The 18,014-nt window shown below is 73.0% G+C and carries 15 protein-coding genes; 5 read left to right on the forward strand and 10 right to left on the reverse strand.

Translation table 11 applies throughout. The features are described from left to right. Positions 1–5 precede the first annotated feature (5 nt). The 3 genes from ACH4U7_RS20795 to ACH4U7_RS20805 are packed head-to-tail and all read right to left on the reverse strand — an operon-like array spanning position 6 to position 3,527. Positions 6–1,754, reverse strand: coding sequence for a class I adenylate-forming enzyme family protein (locus ACH4U7_RS20795; protein ID WP_398529332.1), 1,749 nt, complete (start codon positions 1,752–1,754; stop codon positions 6–8). Further along, positions 1,747–2,727 (reverse strand): aromatase/cyclase, encoded by a 981-nt coding sequence (locus ACH4U7_RS20800; RefSeq protein ID WP_398529333.1) that lies wholly within the window; start codon positions 2,725–2,727, stop codon positions 1,747–1,749. Before ACH4U7_RS20800 ends, ACH4U7_RS20795 begins: the two co-directional genes overlap by 8 nt. 14 nt (positions 2,728–2,741) lie before the next feature. After that, positions 2,742–3,527: an SDR family NAD(P)-dependent oxidoreductase gene (locus tag ACH4U7_RS20805; RefSeq protein ID WP_398529334.1), complete on the reverse strand. Its 786-nt coding sequence runs from the start codon at positions 3,525–3,527 to the stop codon at positions 2,742–2,744. Positions 3,528–3,707: 180 nt separating this feature from the next. Between ACH4U7_RS20805 and ACH4U7_RS20810 the strand changes: the two genes are divergently transcribed. After that, on the forward strand, positions 3,708–4,193 hold the full coding sequence (locus tag ACH4U7_RS20810; RefSeq protein WP_398529335.1) for a nuclear transport factor 2 family protein: 486 nt from the start codon (positions 3,708–3,710) through the stop codon (positions 4,191–4,193). A gap of 10 nt (positions 4,194–4,203) precedes the next feature. After that, positions 4,204–5,412 (forward strand): nucleotide disphospho-sugar-binding domain-containing protein, encoded by a 1,209-nt coding sequence (locus tag ACH4U7_RS20815; RefSeq protein WP_398529336.1) that lies wholly within the window; start codon positions 4,204–4,206, stop codon positions 5,410–5,412. A gap of 3 nt (positions 5,413–5,415) precedes the next feature. Here ACH4U7_RS20815 and ACH4U7_RS20820 read toward each other — a convergent pair whose 3' ends face one another. Beyond that, positions 5,416–6,210, reverse strand: a complete 795-nt coding sequence (locus ACH4U7_RS20820) for an NAD(P)H-dependent oxidoreductase (RefSeq protein ID WP_398529337.1) — start codon at positions 6,208–6,210, stop codon at positions 5,416–5,418. 98 nt (positions 6,211–6,308) lie between these two features. Here ACH4U7_RS20820 and ACH4U7_RS20825 point away from each other — a divergent pair, with 98 nt between their 5' ends. Then, positions 6,309–7,193, forward strand: a complete 885-nt coding sequence (locus ACH4U7_RS20825) for a helix-turn-helix domain-containing protein (protein WP_398529338.1) — start codon at positions 6,309–6,311, stop codon at positions 7,191–7,193. A 50-nt stretch (positions 7,194–7,243) separates the two neighbouring features. Here the strand turns inward: ACH4U7_RS20825 and ACH4U7_RS20830 are convergent, their stop codons facing one another. The 6 genes from ACH4U7_RS20830 to ACH4U7_RS20855 all read right to left on the reverse strand — a co-directional run bounded on the left by ACH4U7_RS20830 (position 7,244) and on the right by ACH4U7_RS20855 (position 13,408). Further along, the gene (locus ACH4U7_RS20830; RefSeq protein WP_398529339.1) at positions 7,244–8,449 is read right to left on the reverse strand and encodes a nucleotide disphospho-sugar-binding domain-containing protein; all 1,206 of its coding nucleotides are present in this window, start codon (positions 8,447–8,449) and stop codon (positions 7,244–7,246) included. 10 nt (positions 8,450–8,459) lie between these two features. Next, on the reverse strand, positions 8,460–8,735 hold the full coding sequence (locus tag ACH4U7_RS20835; RefSeq protein ID WP_218830954.1) for an acyl carrier protein: 276 nt from the start codon (positions 8,733–8,735) through the stop codon (positions 8,460–8,462). An 84-nt stretch (positions 8,736–8,819) separates the two neighbouring features. Further along, positions 8,820–10,055, reverse strand: a complete 1,236-nt coding sequence (locus tag ACH4U7_RS20840) for a ketosynthase chain-length factor (protein WP_398529340.1) — start codon at positions 10,053–10,055, stop codon at positions 8,820–8,822. After that, complete coding sequence (locus ACH4U7_RS20845) at positions 10,052–11,380, reverse strand: beta-ketoacyl-[acyl-carrier-protein] synthase family protein (protein WP_398529341.1); 1,329 nt, start codon at positions 11,378–11,380, stop codon at positions 10,052–10,054. The genes ACH4U7_RS20840 and ACH4U7_RS20845 overlap by 4 nt, the downstream gene beginning before the upstream one ends. A 163-nt stretch (positions 11,381–11,543) precedes the next feature. Beyond that, entirely contained in the window at positions 11,544–12,320 is a 777-nt protein-coding gene (locus tag ACH4U7_RS20850; protein ID WP_398529342.1) for a cyclase family protein, read from the reverse strand. Positions 12,321–12,583: 263 nt separating this feature from the next. Next, complete coding sequence (locus ACH4U7_RS20855) at positions 12,584–13,408, reverse strand: BTAD domain-containing putative transcriptional regulator (RefSeq protein WP_398529343.1); 825 nt, start codon at positions 13,406–13,408, stop codon at positions 12,584–12,586. 635 nt (positions 13,409–14,043) lie between these two features. On the opposite strand from ACH4U7_RS20855, the gene ACH4U7_RS20860 reads away from it, so the two are divergent. Both ACH4U7_RS20860 and ACH4U7_RS20865 read left to right on the forward strand, forming a co-directional pair. After that, positions 14,044–16,557 (forward strand): TOMM precursor leader peptide-binding protein, encoded by a 2,514-nt coding sequence (locus ACH4U7_RS20860; RefSeq protein WP_398529344.1) that lies wholly within the window; start codon positions 14,044–14,046, stop codon positions 16,555–16,557. 133 nt (positions 16,558–16,690) lie between these two features. Continuing rightward, a complete protein-coding gene (locus tag ACH4U7_RS20865; RefSeq protein WP_398529345.1) occupies positions 16,691–17,947 on the forward strand; it encodes a sensor histidine kinase in 1,257 nt (418 codons plus the stop codon). Positions 17,948–18,014: the final 67 nt, after the last annotated feature.

The following is an 18,014-nucleotide window of genomic DNA, read 5'->3' on the forward strand; positions in this document are numbered from 1 at the left end:
CGTGGTCAGGGGGCGAGCAACTGGAGGCGTGCGATGAGGGCGTCGCGCAGAGCGCGGCGCTGCACCTTCCCGTTCGCGTTGCGCGGGATGGCGTCCACCGCCTCGATGTGGTGAAGCCTCTGGTAGTACGGGAGCTGATCGGCCACGGCTGCCGCGATGGCGTCCAGGCGGGTGTCGTCCAGGCGGGTGTCGTCCAGGCCGGTCACACGCGGCTGAAGCACCACCAGCGCGGCGGCGAGCGCGCCCCGCGCGGCGTCCGGCAGGCCGAAGACCACGGCCTCGCGGACCAGTTCATGGCCGAGCAGCACCTGCTCGATCTCCGTCGGCGCGACGAGGAAGTTGTCGCATTTGAAGGTGTCCCCGAGCCGGTCGACCAGGAACAGCCGCCCCTCCCCGTCGATCCGCCCGACGTCGCCGGTGGAGAACCAGCCGCCGTCCTCCAGGCCGGTGCCGTCCGGGCCGCCGAGGTAGCCCTTCATCACCTGCGGGCCGCGCACCTGCACCTCTCCCGCCTCGTCGGGCGCGAGCACCGTACGGCGCTCGACGTCCACGACCCGGCACTCGGTGCCCGCCACCGGGCGGCCCACCGAGCCGGGCACCGGGCGGCCGGGGTCGTCGCTGTGGGTCAGCGGGGAGGTCTCGGCGAGCCCGTACCCCTGGAACACCGGCACCCCGAACCGCTCGGCCAGCCGCGTCGCGTCCCGCACCGGCAGCGCCGACCCGCCGGACGCGATCTGCCGCACGGTCGCGAGCCGTAACCCGTCCAGGGCGCGGGCGGGGGCGGCGGCCAGCCGGACGAGGCGGACCGGAAGGCTGTAGAAGTGCGTGGCGGAGTGGCGGTTGGCGGCCTCGACCGCGTCGATCGGGTCGGGTGCGGCGCACAGCACCTGTGTGGCGCCCGCGAACAGGGCCGAGTTGAGGTGCATGGGGTGGTAGGTGGGCAGGTGGTTGAGGGCGACCGAGCCATGGCCGAGGCGGTGTGCCTCGGCGATCTGCGCGGCGTTGACGACCAGGTTGCGATGAGTGAGCCGGACGGCCTTGGGCAGCCCCGTCGTCCCGCTGGTGAACTGGACGCACACCACGTCGTCCGGGCTCACCGCACCCGGCGGCCCGACCAGCGTCCGCTTCTCCAATACGTCGTCGAGGCGCGCCACGCCCGGGTAGGCCCCGGGCGCGACCGGGCCGATCAGCACCACCTCCCGCAGCGCGGGCAGCCGGTCGCGCACCGGGGCGAGCCGCGCGTACAGCCCGGCGTCCACCAGCGCCAGCCGCGCCTCGCTCACCGACAGGGTGTGCAGCACGGCCTCCTCGCGCAGCAGCGGATTGACCACCGCCACCACGTTTCCGCTGCGCGCGGCCGCGTAATAGGCCACGGCGAAGTCCGGGTGCAGCACGGAGGCGACCGCCACCGTCGCGCGCTCCCGCCCCGGCAGCAACCGGCGCAGGGCGTACGCGGCGCGCGACACCCGCAGATCGAGGCCCGCGAAGTCCAAGCGGCCTCGGGGAGGTGGGGTGCGTTCCGGCGTCGTCCGGTGCAGGGGGCCCCTCCCAGCGGTAGCTGGGGGCGCCGTGCCGGGCGGCGCGGGGGCGTGCCTCACTTCCCCGAGGCCGCTTACCGCCGGCCCGCGGTCCGGGGCGGCCCCGTCCCACACCAGTGCGGTCCGCGCGGGGTGGGCGCGGGCCGCCTCGGCCGACAGCCCGTCGAGCCGTTCGGTCCCGCCGGCGGCGCCGGCCCCGCCGCTCGCCTCACCCACGAGCGGCCGCCGCCTCCGCGAACGCCCGCGCGTGGCGCAGCGTCGTGGTGCTGTTGGTGCTCAGCGCGCGCTGTACGTAGCTCCGGGCGTCGGCGACGGTCTTTTCCGGGCCGAGCACCCGCTCCACGGCCGCCGGGTTGAGGATCACGGTGTGCCGGGAGGTGACGGCCAACCCGTCGCCCGCCGGGGTGATCGTCCAGCTTCCGGTGTGCGCGGTCATCAGCGCGGGCACGGTGGTCTGCTTGTAGACGATGCGGTCCGCCCCGAAGCAGACCCGTACGGACTCGGTGGTGTGCACCGAGCCGTCGGCGGTACGGGTGTCCATCGCCATCACCTGCACCCGCGGCTCGGTCACACCAGCCGTGTCGTCGGCTGGGTCCTCCTTGAGGTCGAGCCGGGACACATGCGGCAGCCGCTCGGGCCACAGATCGGCGCGGTACAGATAGTCGTAGACCAGCGCGGCGTCACCCGATGTGAACACCGTGTCCTCGAAGGAAAACTCCAACTCGCCTAATTCACTGCCGAGTTCGGCGAGCTCCTTCACCGCGGCCAGCTCGGATTCGCTGTTGCGGTCCACCGCCGCGGTGATCCAGCGGACGCCCGACGGGTCGTCGTCGACCGCGCGGAAGTCATGGCGCAGCTCCAGCCGGGACACATTCTCCCCATGGGCGGTGACGATCCACTCGCCGCCCATGGCCGCCACCGGTGGCGCGGACACCTCCTGCCGGAAGGTGACGCGCAGCCCGTCCGGGTCCAGCTCGCGGCGCGATGTCCAGTTCTTCACCACGCCGCCCGCGGTGGCCCAGATCCGGATCCGCTCGCCGCCGGGCGTCCGCTCCAGGGGTTCGACGTGCACATTGGGGGCGAAGCGCTGGGGCCAGTCGGCCACGTCGGCGATGATGCCGTACACGGTGCGGGCCGGCGCCAGCACGGTGATGGCGTGTGTGGTGAGGTATGTCTCGGTGGTGGTCACGGCACCCGCTCTCGTCAGTAATTCCCCAGCCCGCCGCAGACGTTGAGCGCCTGGGCGGTGATGGACGCGGCGGTGTCGGTGACCAGATAGCCGACCAGGCCCGCCACCTCCTGTGGTGTGGAGTAGCGGCCGAGCGGGATCTTGGCCTGGAAGCGTTCGAGGATGGCCTGCTCGGTGGTGTCGTACACCGCCGCGTACCCCTGGCGGACACGCTCGGCCATCGGCGTCTCGACATATCCCGGGCAGACCGCGTTGACCGTGATGCCGGTCTTGGCCAGCTCCAGGCCGACCGCCTTGGTGAAGCCGACCACGCCGTGCTTGGAGGCCGAGTACGGGGCGCCGAGCACCACGCCCTGCTTGCCTCCGGTGGACGCGATGTTGACGATCCGGCCCCAGCCGCGCTCCCGCATCCCGCCCTCGGCCAGCACCTCGCGCGTGGTGAGGAAGACGCTGTTGAGGTTGGTGTCGATCACGTCGTACCACAGCTCGTCGGCCAGCCCGACGGTCTCGCCGCCGCCGCTGCGCCCGGCGTTGTTGACCAGGACGTCGATCCGGCCGTACCGCCCGGTCGCGGCCGCCACCAGATCGCGCACGTCCTTCCGCTTGCTCACATCGGCGGGGACGCCGTCGACCTCGTGGCCCGCGGCCCGTAACTCCTTGACGGTCATCTCCAGGGACTCGGCGGTCCGCGCGCAGATGAAGACCGTGAAGTCCGCCGCCGCCAGGCCCCGCGCCACCGCGAGACCGATTCCGCTCGTGCCTCCCGTGACCAGCGCCACCCGCCGCTCATCGCTCGCCATGCGCGTCGTCCTCCCCGGGCTCCTTGGATGCGTTGTCTGCTCCGAAGAGTGACCGTGGGCTCTCGATCCTCGATCGCACGGCGGTCGAGCGGGCCGTTCGACCGCCCGTCAAGGGGCGTACGAGGGCTCGCGGCGACGCTGCCGCACGACAGACAGGACGCGAGAGAGGGACCGACCGCCATGACCGTCGCGGCACACCCCGCAAGCGCACCAGCCGACCCCACCGGACCAGCCGGACCCGCCGGACCCGCCGGACCCGCCGAGCTGTACGCGGAGATCCAGCAGTTCTACGCCCGCCAGATGCAGCTGCTCGACGACGGCGAGGCCGAGGCCTGGGCGGAGACCTTCGCCGAGGACGGCGTCTTCGCCGCCAACGCCCACCCCGAGCCGTTCACCGGCCGCGCGGCCATCGCCGCCGGCGCCCGTCAGGCCACCGACGACTTCGCCGCGCGGGGCATCAGGCGCCGCCACTGGCTGGGCATGCTCTCGCTCGAACCCAAGGACGAGCACACCGTCTTCGTCCGCTCGTACGCCCAGGTCCTGGAGACCCCGCGCGCCGGGCAGGCCGTGCTGCGGGCGTCCACCACCTGCGCGGACCTGCTGGTGCGGCGCGACGGCCACTGGCTGGTGCTCGACCGCCGGGTCCACCGCGACGACCTGGACTGATCAGGTGCGGGTGCTGTTCGCCACATGGGCCGAGCCGGGCCATCTGTTCAGCCTGGTGCCGCTGGCCTGGGCCTGCCGGGCCGCCGGGCACGACGTACGGCTCGCCGCCCCGCCCTCGTGCATGGCCTCGGCGGCGCGCGCCGGGCTGACCGGGGTGCCCGTCGGCCGGGACGTGGCCGTGGAGCAGATCAGGAACCGCGCGGACCTCGCGCCCTGGCGCAGCCCCGGCCGCTGGCCGGAGGGCTGGGCGTCGCGGCCCGGTCTGCTGGACGACGCTCAGCACGCGGTGCTCCGCGCGCTGGCCGACAAGCAGTTCACGGTCGCGGACGCGATGGCCGACGACCTCCTCGCCCTCGCCCGCCACTGGCGGCCCGACGTGGTCGTCCATGACGCGCTGTGCTTCGCGGGCACGGTGGCCGCCGCCGCGCTCGGCGTCCCCGCGTACGGGCACGGCTGGGGCACGGCCACCATCATGCGCGTGGAGAACCACGAGCTGGGCGCCCGCCCGCTGCCGGGCTACCGGCGCCTCTTCGAGCGCCACGGCGTGCCCCCGCGCTCCGGCCCCAGCGCCTGGTTCGACCCCTTCCCGCGTGCGCTGCGCCTCCCCGACCCGGCGCCGCGGCCCCGGCTCGATATGCGCTACGTCCCGTACAACGGCCCGGGGGACGTGGCGCGCTGGGTGCTGGAGGAGCGCGCCCGGCCGCGGGTGTGCATCACGGCGGGGGTCTCCGGGCACAAGGTCCGCCCCGGCGCCCTGCCCCCCTTGCTGACACAGACCGCCGACGCACTGGCCGGCCGGGGGTTGGAGGTGGTGCTGGCGATCAGCGCCGACCAGGCGCGGACGCTGACCGCGGCCCCGGAGAAAGCGCGCGTCGCCGTGGGCCTCCCCATGTCCGAGCTGCTGCCCACCTGCGCGGCCGTGGTCCACCACGGCGGCTCGGGCACCGGCCTCACGGCGGCCGCGGCCGGAACCCCGCAGCTGGTGCTGGACCAGATCCCGGTCACCGCCGAGATCGGCGAACGCCTCCACCGCCATGGCGCCGGGCTCATCCTGCCGCCCGAGCGCCAGTCCGACCCCGTCGCCGTCAGCGAAGCGGTCGAGGCCCTGGTGGACGACCCCCACCACGCCCGCGCCGCCGCCCGCCTCCGTACGGACATGCTGCGCATGCCGAGCCCCGCCGACCGGGTCACGGCCCTGGAGGAGGCTGCGGCTCTATAGGGCTCAGCCGCGCGGGCGGGCGTGGAGGTCGAGCCCGCTCGTCCCCCGCGCCTCCACGCCGGGCAGCAGGCGCATGTCGAGGCCGTAGTCGCCGCCGGTGAGCGTCCGGAACGGGACCGGTTCGTCCATGAAGAGCCGGTCGAGCCGCTGCCCGTACTCCCGCTTCACCGTCTCGAACCGCTCCTCCGAGACGTCCAGCGAGCTGTACAGCGCGAACGGTTCGAGCGGCGCCATGCCGGTGAACCAGAACAGGCCGTGCTGGAGCGGGAAGAGGACGTCCGACAGCTGCCCGTGGATGCCCCGGTCGGCGAACGCCGACTCCCGGGCGCCGACCGTCACCGACAGCAGCGCCCGCCGACCCGCCAGGGCGCCCTCGCTGTACGGCGGGGGGACGGCCGGGCCGTGGGCGAACTCGAAGGTGAACACCCGGTCGATCCAGCCCTTCAGGATCGCGGGCACCGAGAACCACCACATCGGGAACTGCAGAATCACCGCGTCCGACCAGCGCACCTTCTCCTGCTCGGCCGCGATGTCCGGCGACAGCCGCCCCGCCAGCGTGGCCTCTCCCGACACCGTCAGCACATCAAGACGCCGGTCCGCGACGTGGTCGGGGAAGTCGTCGGCGTCCACCTCCGCCTTCCACTTCATCGCGTACAGGTCGGACACCCGCACCTCATGCCCCGCCGCGCGCAGTTCCTCGGCCGCGAAGGAGGTCAGGGAGGCGTTGAGGGAACGGGGTTCGGGGTGGGCGCTGACGATCAGGATCTTCTTCCGCGGCTGCGGCGTGGCTTCGCTCATGGCACCACGTTCTCCCGGGCGCGGAGCCCTAGCCAGAACCCTGTGTGACCGGCGGAACGGGAATCCTGGTATTGCGAGGACCACCCATACTGGAAGGCATGGACAGCAACGGCATCGACCGCATCGACGGCGTCGGGGACACCCGGCGGGCGCTCGGCGGCTTTCTGCGCGCCCGCCGTGGGCGCGTCGCGCCGGAGCACGTCGGAATCGCCGGCGGCGGGCGCCGACGGGTGCGCGGGCTGCGCCGCGAGGAGCTGGCCCAGCTCGCCGGGATCAGCGTGGACTATTACGTCCGCCTCGAACAGGGCCGCGCCACCCAGCCCTCCCTCGAAGTGCTCGACGCGCTCGCCATGGCCCTCGGCCTCGACGCGGCGGAGCGCAAGCACCTGGCCACCCTGACCGGCACGCGGGGCGGACCCCCGCCCGAGGCCCGGGTCAGCCCCCTGCTGCGGCAGATCCTCGACGCCATGGCCCCCGTCCCGGCCTACGTCACCAACCACCGCCTCGACGTGCTCGCCTGGAACGATCTCGGCGGCGAGCTGATCGGCGGACTGGCCGGCCCGGGCCGCCGCGACCACAACCAGGCCAGGTACTTCTTCCTCGACCCCGCCTCCCGGACCGTCTTCCCCGAATGGGAGGACCGGGCGGCGGAGAGCGTGGGCCAGCTGCGGGTCTCCGCGGGCCGGTACCCCGACGACGCGGAACTGGCCACGCTCATCACCGAACTGTCCACGCACAGCGCCGACTTCCGGCGCGTCTGGGCCACCGGCGAGGTCGTGATGTGCGGGGCGGGGCGCAAACAGCTGCGCCACCCCGAGGCCGGGCTGCTCACCCTGGACTACGAGACGCTGCACGTGCCCGCCACACCCGGCGAGACGGGCCTGGTGATGCATGTCTTCGGCGCCGACGAAGGGAGCCGGGAGGCCGCCGCCCTCGCCGGCCTGGCGACGGCCGTAAGACGTGCGGTACCGGCAACCACTTAGGTCCGTCCTCAGGCCGCGCGGGCCCGTCCTCAGGCCGCGCGGGTCCGTCCTCAGGCCGCGCGGGAACCGGCGACCCGCGATACGCCGATGCGCGACCCGGCCAACTCCTCCAGCTCGCCGACCACTTCGGCAGGGGCTGGCATGCCGGCCATCTCCTCCCGCACCCGGCCCGCCGCCGCCCCGTACGACCGGTCGTCCAGCAGCTCGCGGAGCGCCGTACGGATCGCCTCGGGGTCCCGCTGCTCACCGGGGTCGAGCGACCGGCCGGCGCCGCAGGCCGCGATCCGTTCGGCGTAGACACCGAGGCTGGGCAGCGGTGGGGCCAGGACGAGTTGGGGCAGCCCGTGGTGCAGGGCCGTCAGCCCGGTGCCGGATCCGCCGTGGTGGACCAGGGCCGTACAGCGCCTCAGGAGCTGTGACAGCGGGGTGGGCTCGATCACCCGTACGTTGGCCGGCAGCGCTCCAAGCTCCTCGGCGCGCGCCCGGGACAAGGTGAACACGCCCCTTACGCCCTCCAGGTCCTCGAACGCGGCGGCCGTCGCCGCCAGGGTGGCCATGCCCGACCGCTCGATCGTCTGGGCGCTGAACGATACGCATATCGTCCGCTGCTCCGGCGAGCGCAGCGGCCCCCAGGAGGGGTAGCTGCCGGGGCCGTTGTACGGCACGAAGCGCACCGGCCTGGCCGGGGCCGCCCGGGGGTGCCGCAGCAGCGGTGGACAGGGGTCGAGCAGCAGATCGGGGTCGGGCAGCAGGCCCCCGGGGATGCCCGCCCGCTCGCAGACGGACCGCAGCGCGGCGCGGGCGGGGCCGCGGGCCAGGGTGGTCAGGACGTCGGTGCCCCAGCGGTGGACGACGGACGGTACGCCCAGCGCGCCCGCGACGATCGGCCCGCAGAACTCGACCGGATCGGACAACACGAGGTGGGGCCGCCATTCGCGGGCGAACCTCAGATACCCGTCGAGCACCCGGCCGACCCGGGCCCGCCAGCGGACCGCGAGCGCTTCCCAGTCGGGTTCCCACACCGCCGCGGGCTCCCCGTCCATGGGCCGCCGGGCCGGAGCCGGGGGCGGGGCGTCGGCGGGCAGCGGCTGGGCCTCGATGGCGAGGGTGTGCAGCCCGGCGGCGCGCGCCGTCTCCACGGCCCCGGGCTCCCCGGCGCACATCACCTCATGGCCCGCGCCGGTGAGCGCCCAGACCAGGGGGACGAGTGGCTGAAGATGGCTGCTGACGGGGGTGACGACCATGAGTACGCGCATAACAGGCCCCCTAGGCCTGGGCCGGGCGGGTGCGCGCCTCGGTCAGACCCGCGTTGACGAACTGCAGCAGCAGCCGGGGCGTGGCGGCCTCGGCGACCGTGTCGTCGGCCAGCAGCACCCCGTATTCGCGCTCGATACGGCCCACCGTCTGCAGAACCGCGAGGGAGTCGTAGTTGAGGTCGGTGAAGGGGGTGTCCAGCACATCTCCGTCGAGGTCGACGGTCTCGTCCTCGCCGGCGCATTCACGCAGCAGGGTGGTCAGCTCGGCCAGCGTCATCTGGGTCATCTGTGTCATCTCGTGATGCCTCTCTCTTGGGATGGCGAACAGCGGGGGCTGCGCTCAGCGGGGTCGGGCTCAGTGAAGTTGCGCTCAGTGGGATTGGGCACCGACGACCACGGCCGCCGCGTTGAAACCGCCGCGGCCACGGGCCAGCACCAGGGCGGCGCGTACGGGGCAGGGCCGCGGCTCGGCGCCCACCAGATCGAGTTCCAGACCCTCGGCAAGCCGGGTGACGTTCACGGTCGGCGGGATCAGCGCATCGCGGATCGCCAGCAGGGCGGCGGCGAGGTCGAGGGCGGCCCCTCCCGCGTACAGCCGCCCCGTCATGGTCTTGGGCGCGGTGACCGGCACCCGCCGGGGCCCGAAGACGGCGGTGATGGCCTCCGCCTCCGCCCGGTCCAGGTCGGGTACGCCGGAGGCGTCGGCGAAGACGACGTCGATGTCGTGGGGGGCGAGACGGGCGTCGGCGAGGGCGAGTTCGACGGCGCGGCGCAGGCCGGGGACGCCGCTGCGGTGCTGCTCGCTCCCGGGCTTGGCGTCGAAGGTGGCGGCGTAACCGGCCAGTTCCCCGTACACGCGGGCGCCGCGGGCGCGGGCCGCGGCGGCCTCCTCCAGGATCAGGATCGCCCCGCCCTCACCCGGCACATAGCCACGGGCCGCGGCGTCGAAGGGCAGATAGGCGCGCGTGGGGTCGTCGGCGAGGCTGAGCCGGCCGCCCGCGAGCTGCGCCGTCCAGCCCCATGGGCAGACCGCCCCGTCCACGCCGCCGGTGACGATGAGCCTGCTGCCGCCGCGCAGCCGCCTGCGGGCCTGGGCCACCGCGTCGAGGCCGCCCGCCTGCTCGGTGACGAGAACGCCGCTGGGCCCGCGCAGCCCGTGCCGGATGGAGATCTGGCCGGTGTTGACGGCGTAGAACCAGGCGAAGGACTGATACGCGCTGACGTACTGCCCGCCCTTGCTCCACAGCGCCTCCAGCTCGCGCTGGCCGAACTCGAAGCCGCCGGCCGAGCTGGCGGTGACCACCCCGGCGGCGTACTCGGGGAGCTGGGCGGGGTCGGTGTCCGCGTCGTCGAAGGCCTCCTGGGCGGCGGCCAGGGCGAGCCGGGTCATGTGGTCGGTCTGCGGGAGCAGACGGTTCGGGATGTGTTCGGCGGCGTCGAAGCCGTACACCTCGCCCGCGAGCCGGGCCGGGTAACGGGAGGCGTCGAAGCGGCTGACCGGGCGGATGCCGTTCTCGCCGTTCAAGGTGGCCTTCCACCACACCGGGGTCGACAGCCCGTTGGGCGCGGCGACGCCGATGCCGGTGAACACGGCGACGGCGCTCACCACGTACTCCTCTCGGCCCCGTGCGCGTCCGTCCGGGCCAGCACCATCGCGCTCTGGAAACCGCCGAACCCACTCCCCACGCTCAGCACCACCTCGACGCGCTGCTCGCGGGCGACCAGCGGGGTGTAGTCGAGGTCGCATTCGGGGTCGGGCTCGTGGAGGTTGGCGGTGGGCGGTACGACACCGTGCTCGATGGCCAGGGCGCTGGCGGCGATCTCCAGGGAGCCGATGGCGCCCAGCGAGTGGCCGACCATCGACTTGATCGAGCTGATCGGCGTGGCCCGGGCGTGCTCGCCGAGGGCGCGTTTGAAGGCGGCGGTCTCGTGGCGGTCGTTCTGCTTGGTGCCGGAGCCATGGGCGTTGATGTAGTCGACGGCCGTCACCGGCAGCCGGGCCTCGTCGAGGGCGACGCGGATGGCCTCGGCCATCTCCCGGCCGTCGGGGCGCAGCCCGGTCATGTGGTACGCGTTGCAGCGGGACGCGAAGCCGACGATTTCCGCGTAGACATGGGCCCCCCGGCGGTGCGCCAGGGACAGCTCCTCGAGGACGAAGAGTGCGGACCCCTCGCCCAGGACAAAGCCGTTGCGGGTGCGGTCGAAGGGTCGCGAGGCGTGTTCGGGGTCGTCGTTGCGCGGTGAGGTGGCCTTGATGGCGTCGAAGCAGGCGACGGTGATCGGGGAGATGGGCGCGTCGGTGGCCCCGGCGACCATGATGTCCGCGCTGCCTTCCCGGATCAGCTCGACGGCGTGGCCGACCGCGTCCAGGCCCGAGGTGCAGCCGGTGGAGACCACGGACGCCGGCCCCTGGGCGCCCACGGCCCAGGCGACCTCGGCGGCGAAGGAGCTGGGCACGAAGTGGTCGAAGAGGTGCGGCACCGCGTACGTGTAGTCGACATGCCACTTGGCACCGCCGTCGCTGACCACCCGGTACTCGGTGTCCAGGCTGGTGGTGGCGCCGACCGCACTGCCGACGGTCACGCCCACGCGGTACGGGTCGGGCCCGCCGGCCCCCAGCGCTCCGGCGGCCTCAAGGCCGCTGTCGGACACCGCCTCCCGGGCAGCGACCACCGCGAACTGCGCGGCGCGGTCCATCCGGCGTACCTCTTGCGGGGTCAGGCCCTCGTGGTGCGGGTCGAAGTCGGCCTCGGCGGCGATCCGGGAGCGGAAGCGGGTGGCGTCGAAGAGGGAGATGGCACGGGTGGCGGTGCGGCCCTCGGTCAGCAGCGACCAGAACTCCTTGGTCCCCACGCCGCCCGGGGCCACCACGCCTATGCCGGTGATCGCCACCCGACGCCTCCCCCGTCGATCGATAACGCGCTGATGCATCACGTCGGTTCGACCTCCCTGCTCGGTACCGCCCGTGCGACGGTGCCGCCCGTGTGACAGTGCCGCCGCGTCACAGTGCCGCCCGGCTCTCAACCCGCGCTCGACTCGGGACGGAGCCCCGCACGGTGGCGGGAGGCGGGCCACGACGGCGGCTGGCGGGCCGTCACTCGTCGAGCAACGCCACCGCCCGGGTCCAGCCCGCGCCCGCGCCCGCGATCTTCACGGGGAAGCAGGCGACCCGGAACCCGGTGGACGGCAGCGTTTCCAGCCGCGCCAGCCGCTCGATCTGGCAGTACTCCCGACGGCGGCCCGCGAAGTGGGCGGGCCACAGCACCGACTGGTCGCCGGTGGCGTGGTAGCGGCGGATCATGTCGCAGAACGGGGCGTCGAGGCTGAACGCGTCGGTGCCGATGACGCGGACACCGAGGTCGAGCAGATAGTCGGTGGCGGGCCCGTCGAGGCCGGTGAACTCCGTGAAGTACCGGGATGTGCCGACCCACCGGGAGGCGCCGGTATGCAGCAGGACGATGTCCAGCGGCTGCGGCCGGCAGCCGATGCGGGCCAGCTCCTTCTCGATATGCGGGACACCGACGGTGCGGGTTTCCGGATCGGCTTCGGTGATGTCCAGGACGTGGGCCGGGCGCAGAAACCAGTCGAGGGGCATCTGGTCGATGGTGCGGGGCACTCCGTACGCCCCGGTGGAGCAGTAGTGCGCGGGGGCGTCGACATGGGTGCCGGTGTGGCTGGTCAGGGTGAGCGTGTCCAGGGAGAGCAGTTCCTGGCCCGGCAGTTCGGACGGGTCGAACTCGATGCCGAAGTGTTCGCGCATCTCCTCGCTCATATGGTGGGCCGCCTCGGCCGGCGTCATGATCTCGTGGACCAGCGGGTCCGGCTCCCAGCCCGAGGCGTCCACCGGTGTCGACAGGTCGATGATGCGCAATGCGGCCCCCTACGGCTGGTGTCGGGCGAGATCGTCCGCCGGACGGTGCCAGGAGCCCCTGGAATACGGCTGGAACGACAGGGGCGACAGGGGCGACAGGAGCGACAGGACCTGCTGAAGGGCCCGGAAACGCACGCGGACAGCACTACGGCTCCGCTCGCCCGCGCGGGGGGTGTCGGGGAGCGGAGCCGTAGCCGACCCGGCAAGAAGGGCGGCGCCGGGCGTTCAGGGGAGGTGCGATCGGGTGGTGAACCGGCAGGGACCTACGCGGCGAACAGGTCGAGCACCGGGCGGCGCCACTGCCCGCCCAACTCCAGGTCGAGCGCGGGGTCCGAGGCGAGCACCGCCTGCTGCAGCTTCTGCAGCCGCGGGGAGGGTTCGAGCCCCAGGTCCTCGACGAGCCGGCCGCGCAGCCCCTGGTACACCTCCAGCGCCTGCCACGGGCGGCCGGACCGGTACAGGGCGGCCATGCACTGGGCGTGCAGCCCTTCGTGGAGCGGATGTCGGGCCGTCAGTTCGGTGAGCTCGGTGAGGAGTTCGGCGTGGCGGCCCAGGCGCAGATCGGCCTCGATCCGACGCTCCAGGACCCCAAGACGGCTCTCCTCCAGCCGGGCCAGCTCGATCTCCAGGATCGGTCCGACCCGCACGTCCACGAGAGCGGGACCGCGCCACACCGCCAGCGCCTCGCGGAACAGAAACGAGGCCTCGACATCGTCGCCGACGTCGAGCGCGTCCCGCCCGGCGGCCACCAGCCGGTCGTACTCATGGATGTCCACCGCGCCCGGCTGGGCCTCCAGCACATATCCGCCGTACCGCGTAGCCAGCACGCTCTTCGATGCCTCGGGCGCCTGCGGCCCGTACGCCGCGGCCAGTCTCCGCCGGAGCTGAAGGATGTACGTCTGGAGCGTGGTCAACGCGCTGCGCGGCATCTGCGCGCCCCAGATTTCCTCCATAAGGGTGGGCACCGGGAGCATCTGGTTGGCGTACACGGAAAGCAGTGCAAGGATCTGCCGCGGCTTGCCCGCGCTGGGCACGATCGACTGACCGCAGGCCTCGACGCTCAGCGGCCCCAACACCTTGATTTCCATGGTCCTGTCACACCTCCGTCAGACGGTCCACCAGGTGCCTCTTTGGCCGCGCGGCCCTGCCATTGAGGCACATATGAGCCTCGCGTGCGGGTGGTGGACAGGGCCAGTGCCGGACTCCCGAACCGTGCATGAGTCCTGTGAGGCGGAGGTCATGACAAGTTCACACCCTGGTTATGAGGAAAGCACTGGCAAGCCATGGATCCGTCATCGCAGACTCCTTGCCAGGACCGCCTCTCACCCCGAGGAGAGCCCACAATGACCGACACATCCCCCCTCCCCGCGAGCCCTTCGCCCCTGTGCGCCGCGGGCCCCGGCCCCGCCGGCCCAAGCGACCTCGGGGAAGTGAGGCACGCCCCCGCGTCGCCCGGCACGGCGCCCCCAGCTACCGCTGGGGGCGCCCCCGGCCGCGTTGTCGCAGCACCCGCCACGCCGCGCCAGGGGGTACCGCCCAGCGGTAGCTGGGGGAGGCATATCGACCGCAGCGCCCAGTACGAGGGCGCCGCTCCGCCTTGCGATGCTCCCCCAGCTACCGCTGAGAGGGGCCCCCTGCACCGAACGACGCGGGAAGGCACCCCACCTCCCCGAGGCCGCTTAGGCGTCGACGACTTGGTCATCGAGGACCTCTCCGCCGAGCCATGGCCCGCCCCCACCCCGGGCATCTGCATCTGCACCATCAGCGTCGGCTGATGGGCACATTGGGCTTCTCCCCGCACCTACGCGTCGAGCGGGTGCCGGGCGAGGCCGTCTATCTCGTCTCGGAGCGCGGCGTCACGGCGCTGCACGGCCAGACGGCCGAGACGCTTGCCCCGCTGCTCGACGGCTCCAGGGACCTGGAGCACATCCTCGCCGAGGCCGGGGTACGCACCGATCTCGCCGACGTACGCACCGATCCCGCCGCTGCCGCGGCGCTGGTCACCCGCGTCATCGCCCGGCTGTGCGAGGCGGGTCTTGTGTGCGAGCGCGGACGCTATCCACGCCCCGAGGACGCGTACTGGGGGCTTGCGGGCGTGACCGCCGCCCCCGCCCCGCCCGCGGTCGCCCTCCCGATGACACCCTGCGCCGGGGCCCTGCGGTCCGCCGTCGTGGCCCCTGTGGCCCTCGGCTGCACCGAGCTGGACGAGGCCGTCCAGGCGCTGCGTGCGGCGGGCATCCGCGCCATGGAGGGAGACGAGATCGGGGCGGGGGCCGGGGACGGGCACGGGGCATGTCAAATCGACAAGCGTCAACACGGCGACGCGTATCTCACTCTTGTGGTCTGTGACGACTACCTCGATCCACGCCTCGCCGCGCTCGACGCCGAACACCGGGCGTCCGGCCGCCGCTGGTTGCCGGTCAAGCCGGTCGGCACGACGGCGTGGATCGGCCCGTTCCTCGGCGCCCAGGACGACCCGTGCTGGTCCTGCCTGGCCGACCGGCTGTGGCGGCGACGGCAGGCCGAGGCGCACCTCCAGCACAGACTCGGCCGTGAGGGCCCGGTGCCCCGCCCGCCCGCGTCGCTGGCCGCCAGCCGGGCGGCCGCGCTGCAACTGGCCGCGTTGGAGGCGGCCACCTGGCTGGCCGGGCACCGCCACCCGGGGCAGCGCGCGCTGTGCACCCTGGACACCCTCACCTCCGCCCTTGAGCACCACGCGGTCAGCCGCCGCCCGCAGTGCCCCGCCTGCGGCGACCCGCGGTTGGTCGCGGCGCGGATACGGGCGCCCCTGACACTGGTCACGCGCGACGACGACGCCCCGTGGCAGATCGCCGACAGCCCACCGCGGCGGATCATGGAGACGTACGGGCATCTGATCAGCCCCGTGACCGGGCTGGTGAGCGAGATCCGCCGAGACCCGCGCGGGCCCGCCTTCCTCAACTGCTTCCACGCCACACACCCCGCGTACGCCACCGTCGACCTCACCGCCAGACCCGCCGGCCCCACCAGCCCAACCAGCCCTGTCGGCCCCGTCGGCCCCGCGGTGCCCTCCGGGCTCGACACCGTACGGGCCGGGCTGCGCACCGCAGCCCATGGCAAGGGCATGACGTCCGAGCAGGGTCAGGCGAGCGCGCTGTGCGAGGCGTTGGAGCACTACAGCGGCCACTTCCAGGGGGACGAGCCGCGGCAGCGCGCCCGCTACCGCGATCTGGACCCCGAGGACGCCGTGCATCCGAACGCGGTGCAGCTCTTCGACCCACGGCAGTTCCGCGACCGGGGCACATCCGCGCGCCACCGGGTCTGTGATCCGTTCGACGAGCGGGCGGAGCTGGACTGGACCCCGGTGTGGTCGATCACCGCACAGCGGCACCGGCTGCTGCCCACCGCCCTGCTGTACTACGGCACGCCCCAGCCGACCGGGCGGCGCTACTGCCGGGCCGACTCCAACGGGGCCGCCGCCGGGGGCAGTCTGGCCGATGCGGTGCTGCGCGGCTTCCTGGAGCTGGTGGAGCGGGACGCGGTCGCGCTGTGGTGGTACAACCGCACCCGTCAGCCGGCGCTCGACCTCGACGCCCACGACGACCCGTGGATCGCCGAACTGCGGCGCGTCCACAGCGAACTGCGCCGCGAGGTGTGGGCGCTCGACCTCACCTCCGACCTCGGCATCCCCGTAGTGGCCGCCGTCTCCCGCCGTACCGACAAGTCCGCCGAGGACATCACCCTGGGCTTCGGCGCCCACTTCGACCGGCACACCGCGCTGCGTCACGCCCTGGCCGAGCTCAACCAGATGCTGCCCCCCGTGGTCGAGGCCCGCGCCGACGGCGACGGGTACGGGGTGACGGCCGACCCGGAGGCGCTGTGCTGGTTCCGCACCGCGACCGTCGCCAACCAGCCGTATCTGGCCCCGTCAGGGGTCGCGGCGGACGGCGCGGGCATATCCGGTTCCCTGTCCGGTTCCGCATCCGGTTCCGGTCCGCACGGCACCGACGCCCTTGACCTCCTCGGCCTCCTCGACCTCATAGCCGAGTTGGTCCGCGGGCACGGCATGGAGCTGCTCGTCCTGGACCAGACGCGGCCGGACGTCGGGCTGCCCGTGGCGAAGGTGCTGGTGCCCGGGCTGCGTCCGCACTGGGCCCGCTTCGCTCCCGGCCGGCTCTTCCAAGTGCCGGTGGCCCTGGGGCGGCTGGCCGAACCCACTCCGTACCACCGCCTCAACCCTGTCCCTCTTTTTCTGTAATCCCTTGTGATTGACTGTGAGCACCGGTAACCCTCTGTGTAATGTCAGCGTCCTACGCCACCTCTCCACGACCGGAAAAGTTCGGATACTCTCGGGCAAGTTACCCAATCCGGCCCGACCATCCGGAGGACGAGTGCAGGGCACCTCCTTGCCCGGCGATGCCGGGAGCGACTCGGCTCGTCACCGCGACGATCTCGCACCACGGCTGGCCGTGGTGATCACTGCGGTGGTGCTCGTGGGCTACTTCTGCGTCGCGGTCACCTATGTGGTCGACGCCCGCCCGTCGGGACGGGCCCTGGACGCCGCGCTGTTGATGCTGGCGCTGCTCCCCGTGCTGGCCGCCCTGTTGGGGCTCCAGCTCACGCACTCCTTCCCCGGGCTCGCGCCCCGGCTCAGCGGGGCCCGGCACTGGACGCTGGCGCTACAGGCGCTGCTGACCTTCCTCCCCTTCGCGGTCTTCAAGCACGCCTGGCTCGGTATGCCGGGGTTCCTTGCGGGCTCCTCGCTGCTGGTGCTGCCGCCGCCGCTGTCCTGGGTGGCCTTCGCCGCCATCATGGGGTGCACCGATGTACTGCTGTTCCAGGTGGGGTTCGGCTGGGGCGAGGTCGCGTACACGACCGTCTCCACCGCCCTGACCGGTCTGGTGGTCTTCGGCCTCTCACGGCTGTCCGGGCTGGTCGCCGAGGTGTCCCGGTCGCGGGCCGAGCTGGCCCGGCTGGCGGTGGCCCAGGAGCGGCTGCGGTTCGCCCGCGATCTGCACGACCTGCTCGGCTACAGCCTGTCCACCATCACCCTCAAGTGCGAACTCGTCCACCGCCTGGTGCCCCCGCAGAACTCCCGCGCCCAGCAGGAGCTGGCCGAGATCCTGCAGACCTCGCGCCAGGCGCTCGCGGACGTACGGGCGGTGGCCAGCGGATACCGCAAGATGTCGCTGTCCGCGGAGGCGGGCACGGCCAAGTCCATGCTGGCCGCGGTCGGTATCAGCACCACGGCGGAGGTCGACTGCGGGGAGCTGCCCGACCTGGTGGACACCGTGCTGGCGAGCGTGTTGCGGGAGGGGCTGACCAATGTGCTGCGGCACAGCAAGGCGGAGCACTGCACGATCGAGGCCCGGCGCAGCGACCGCACCGTCCTGCTGACGCTCACCAACGACGGGGTGGGCAAGCCCTCGACCATTCTGCGCGCCGACAGCTCCGACAGGTCTGACGGCGGCAGTGGAATCGGCAACCTCAAGGTCCGGCTGGAGAATCTGGGCGGACGGCTGCGTGCGGGCGTACGGGACGATGGCCGGTTCGAGCTGCGGGCCGAGCTCGAACTGCCCGTGGATTCGGCCCCGGAGGGGCGCGAGCGTGGCTCTGAGGACGAGTACGGCCCGGCTGTGACGGCGTAGCGGCATCGCCGTGACGGCCTGCGCACCGTCACGGCGCGCGCCTGCACGGCCCGCGCCTATGCGGCGA

This window comes from Streptomyces sp. NPDC020845, assembly GCF_044334165.1.
Classification (GTDB): Bacteria; Actinomycetota; Actinomycetes; order Streptomycetales; family Streptomycetaceae; genus Streptomyces.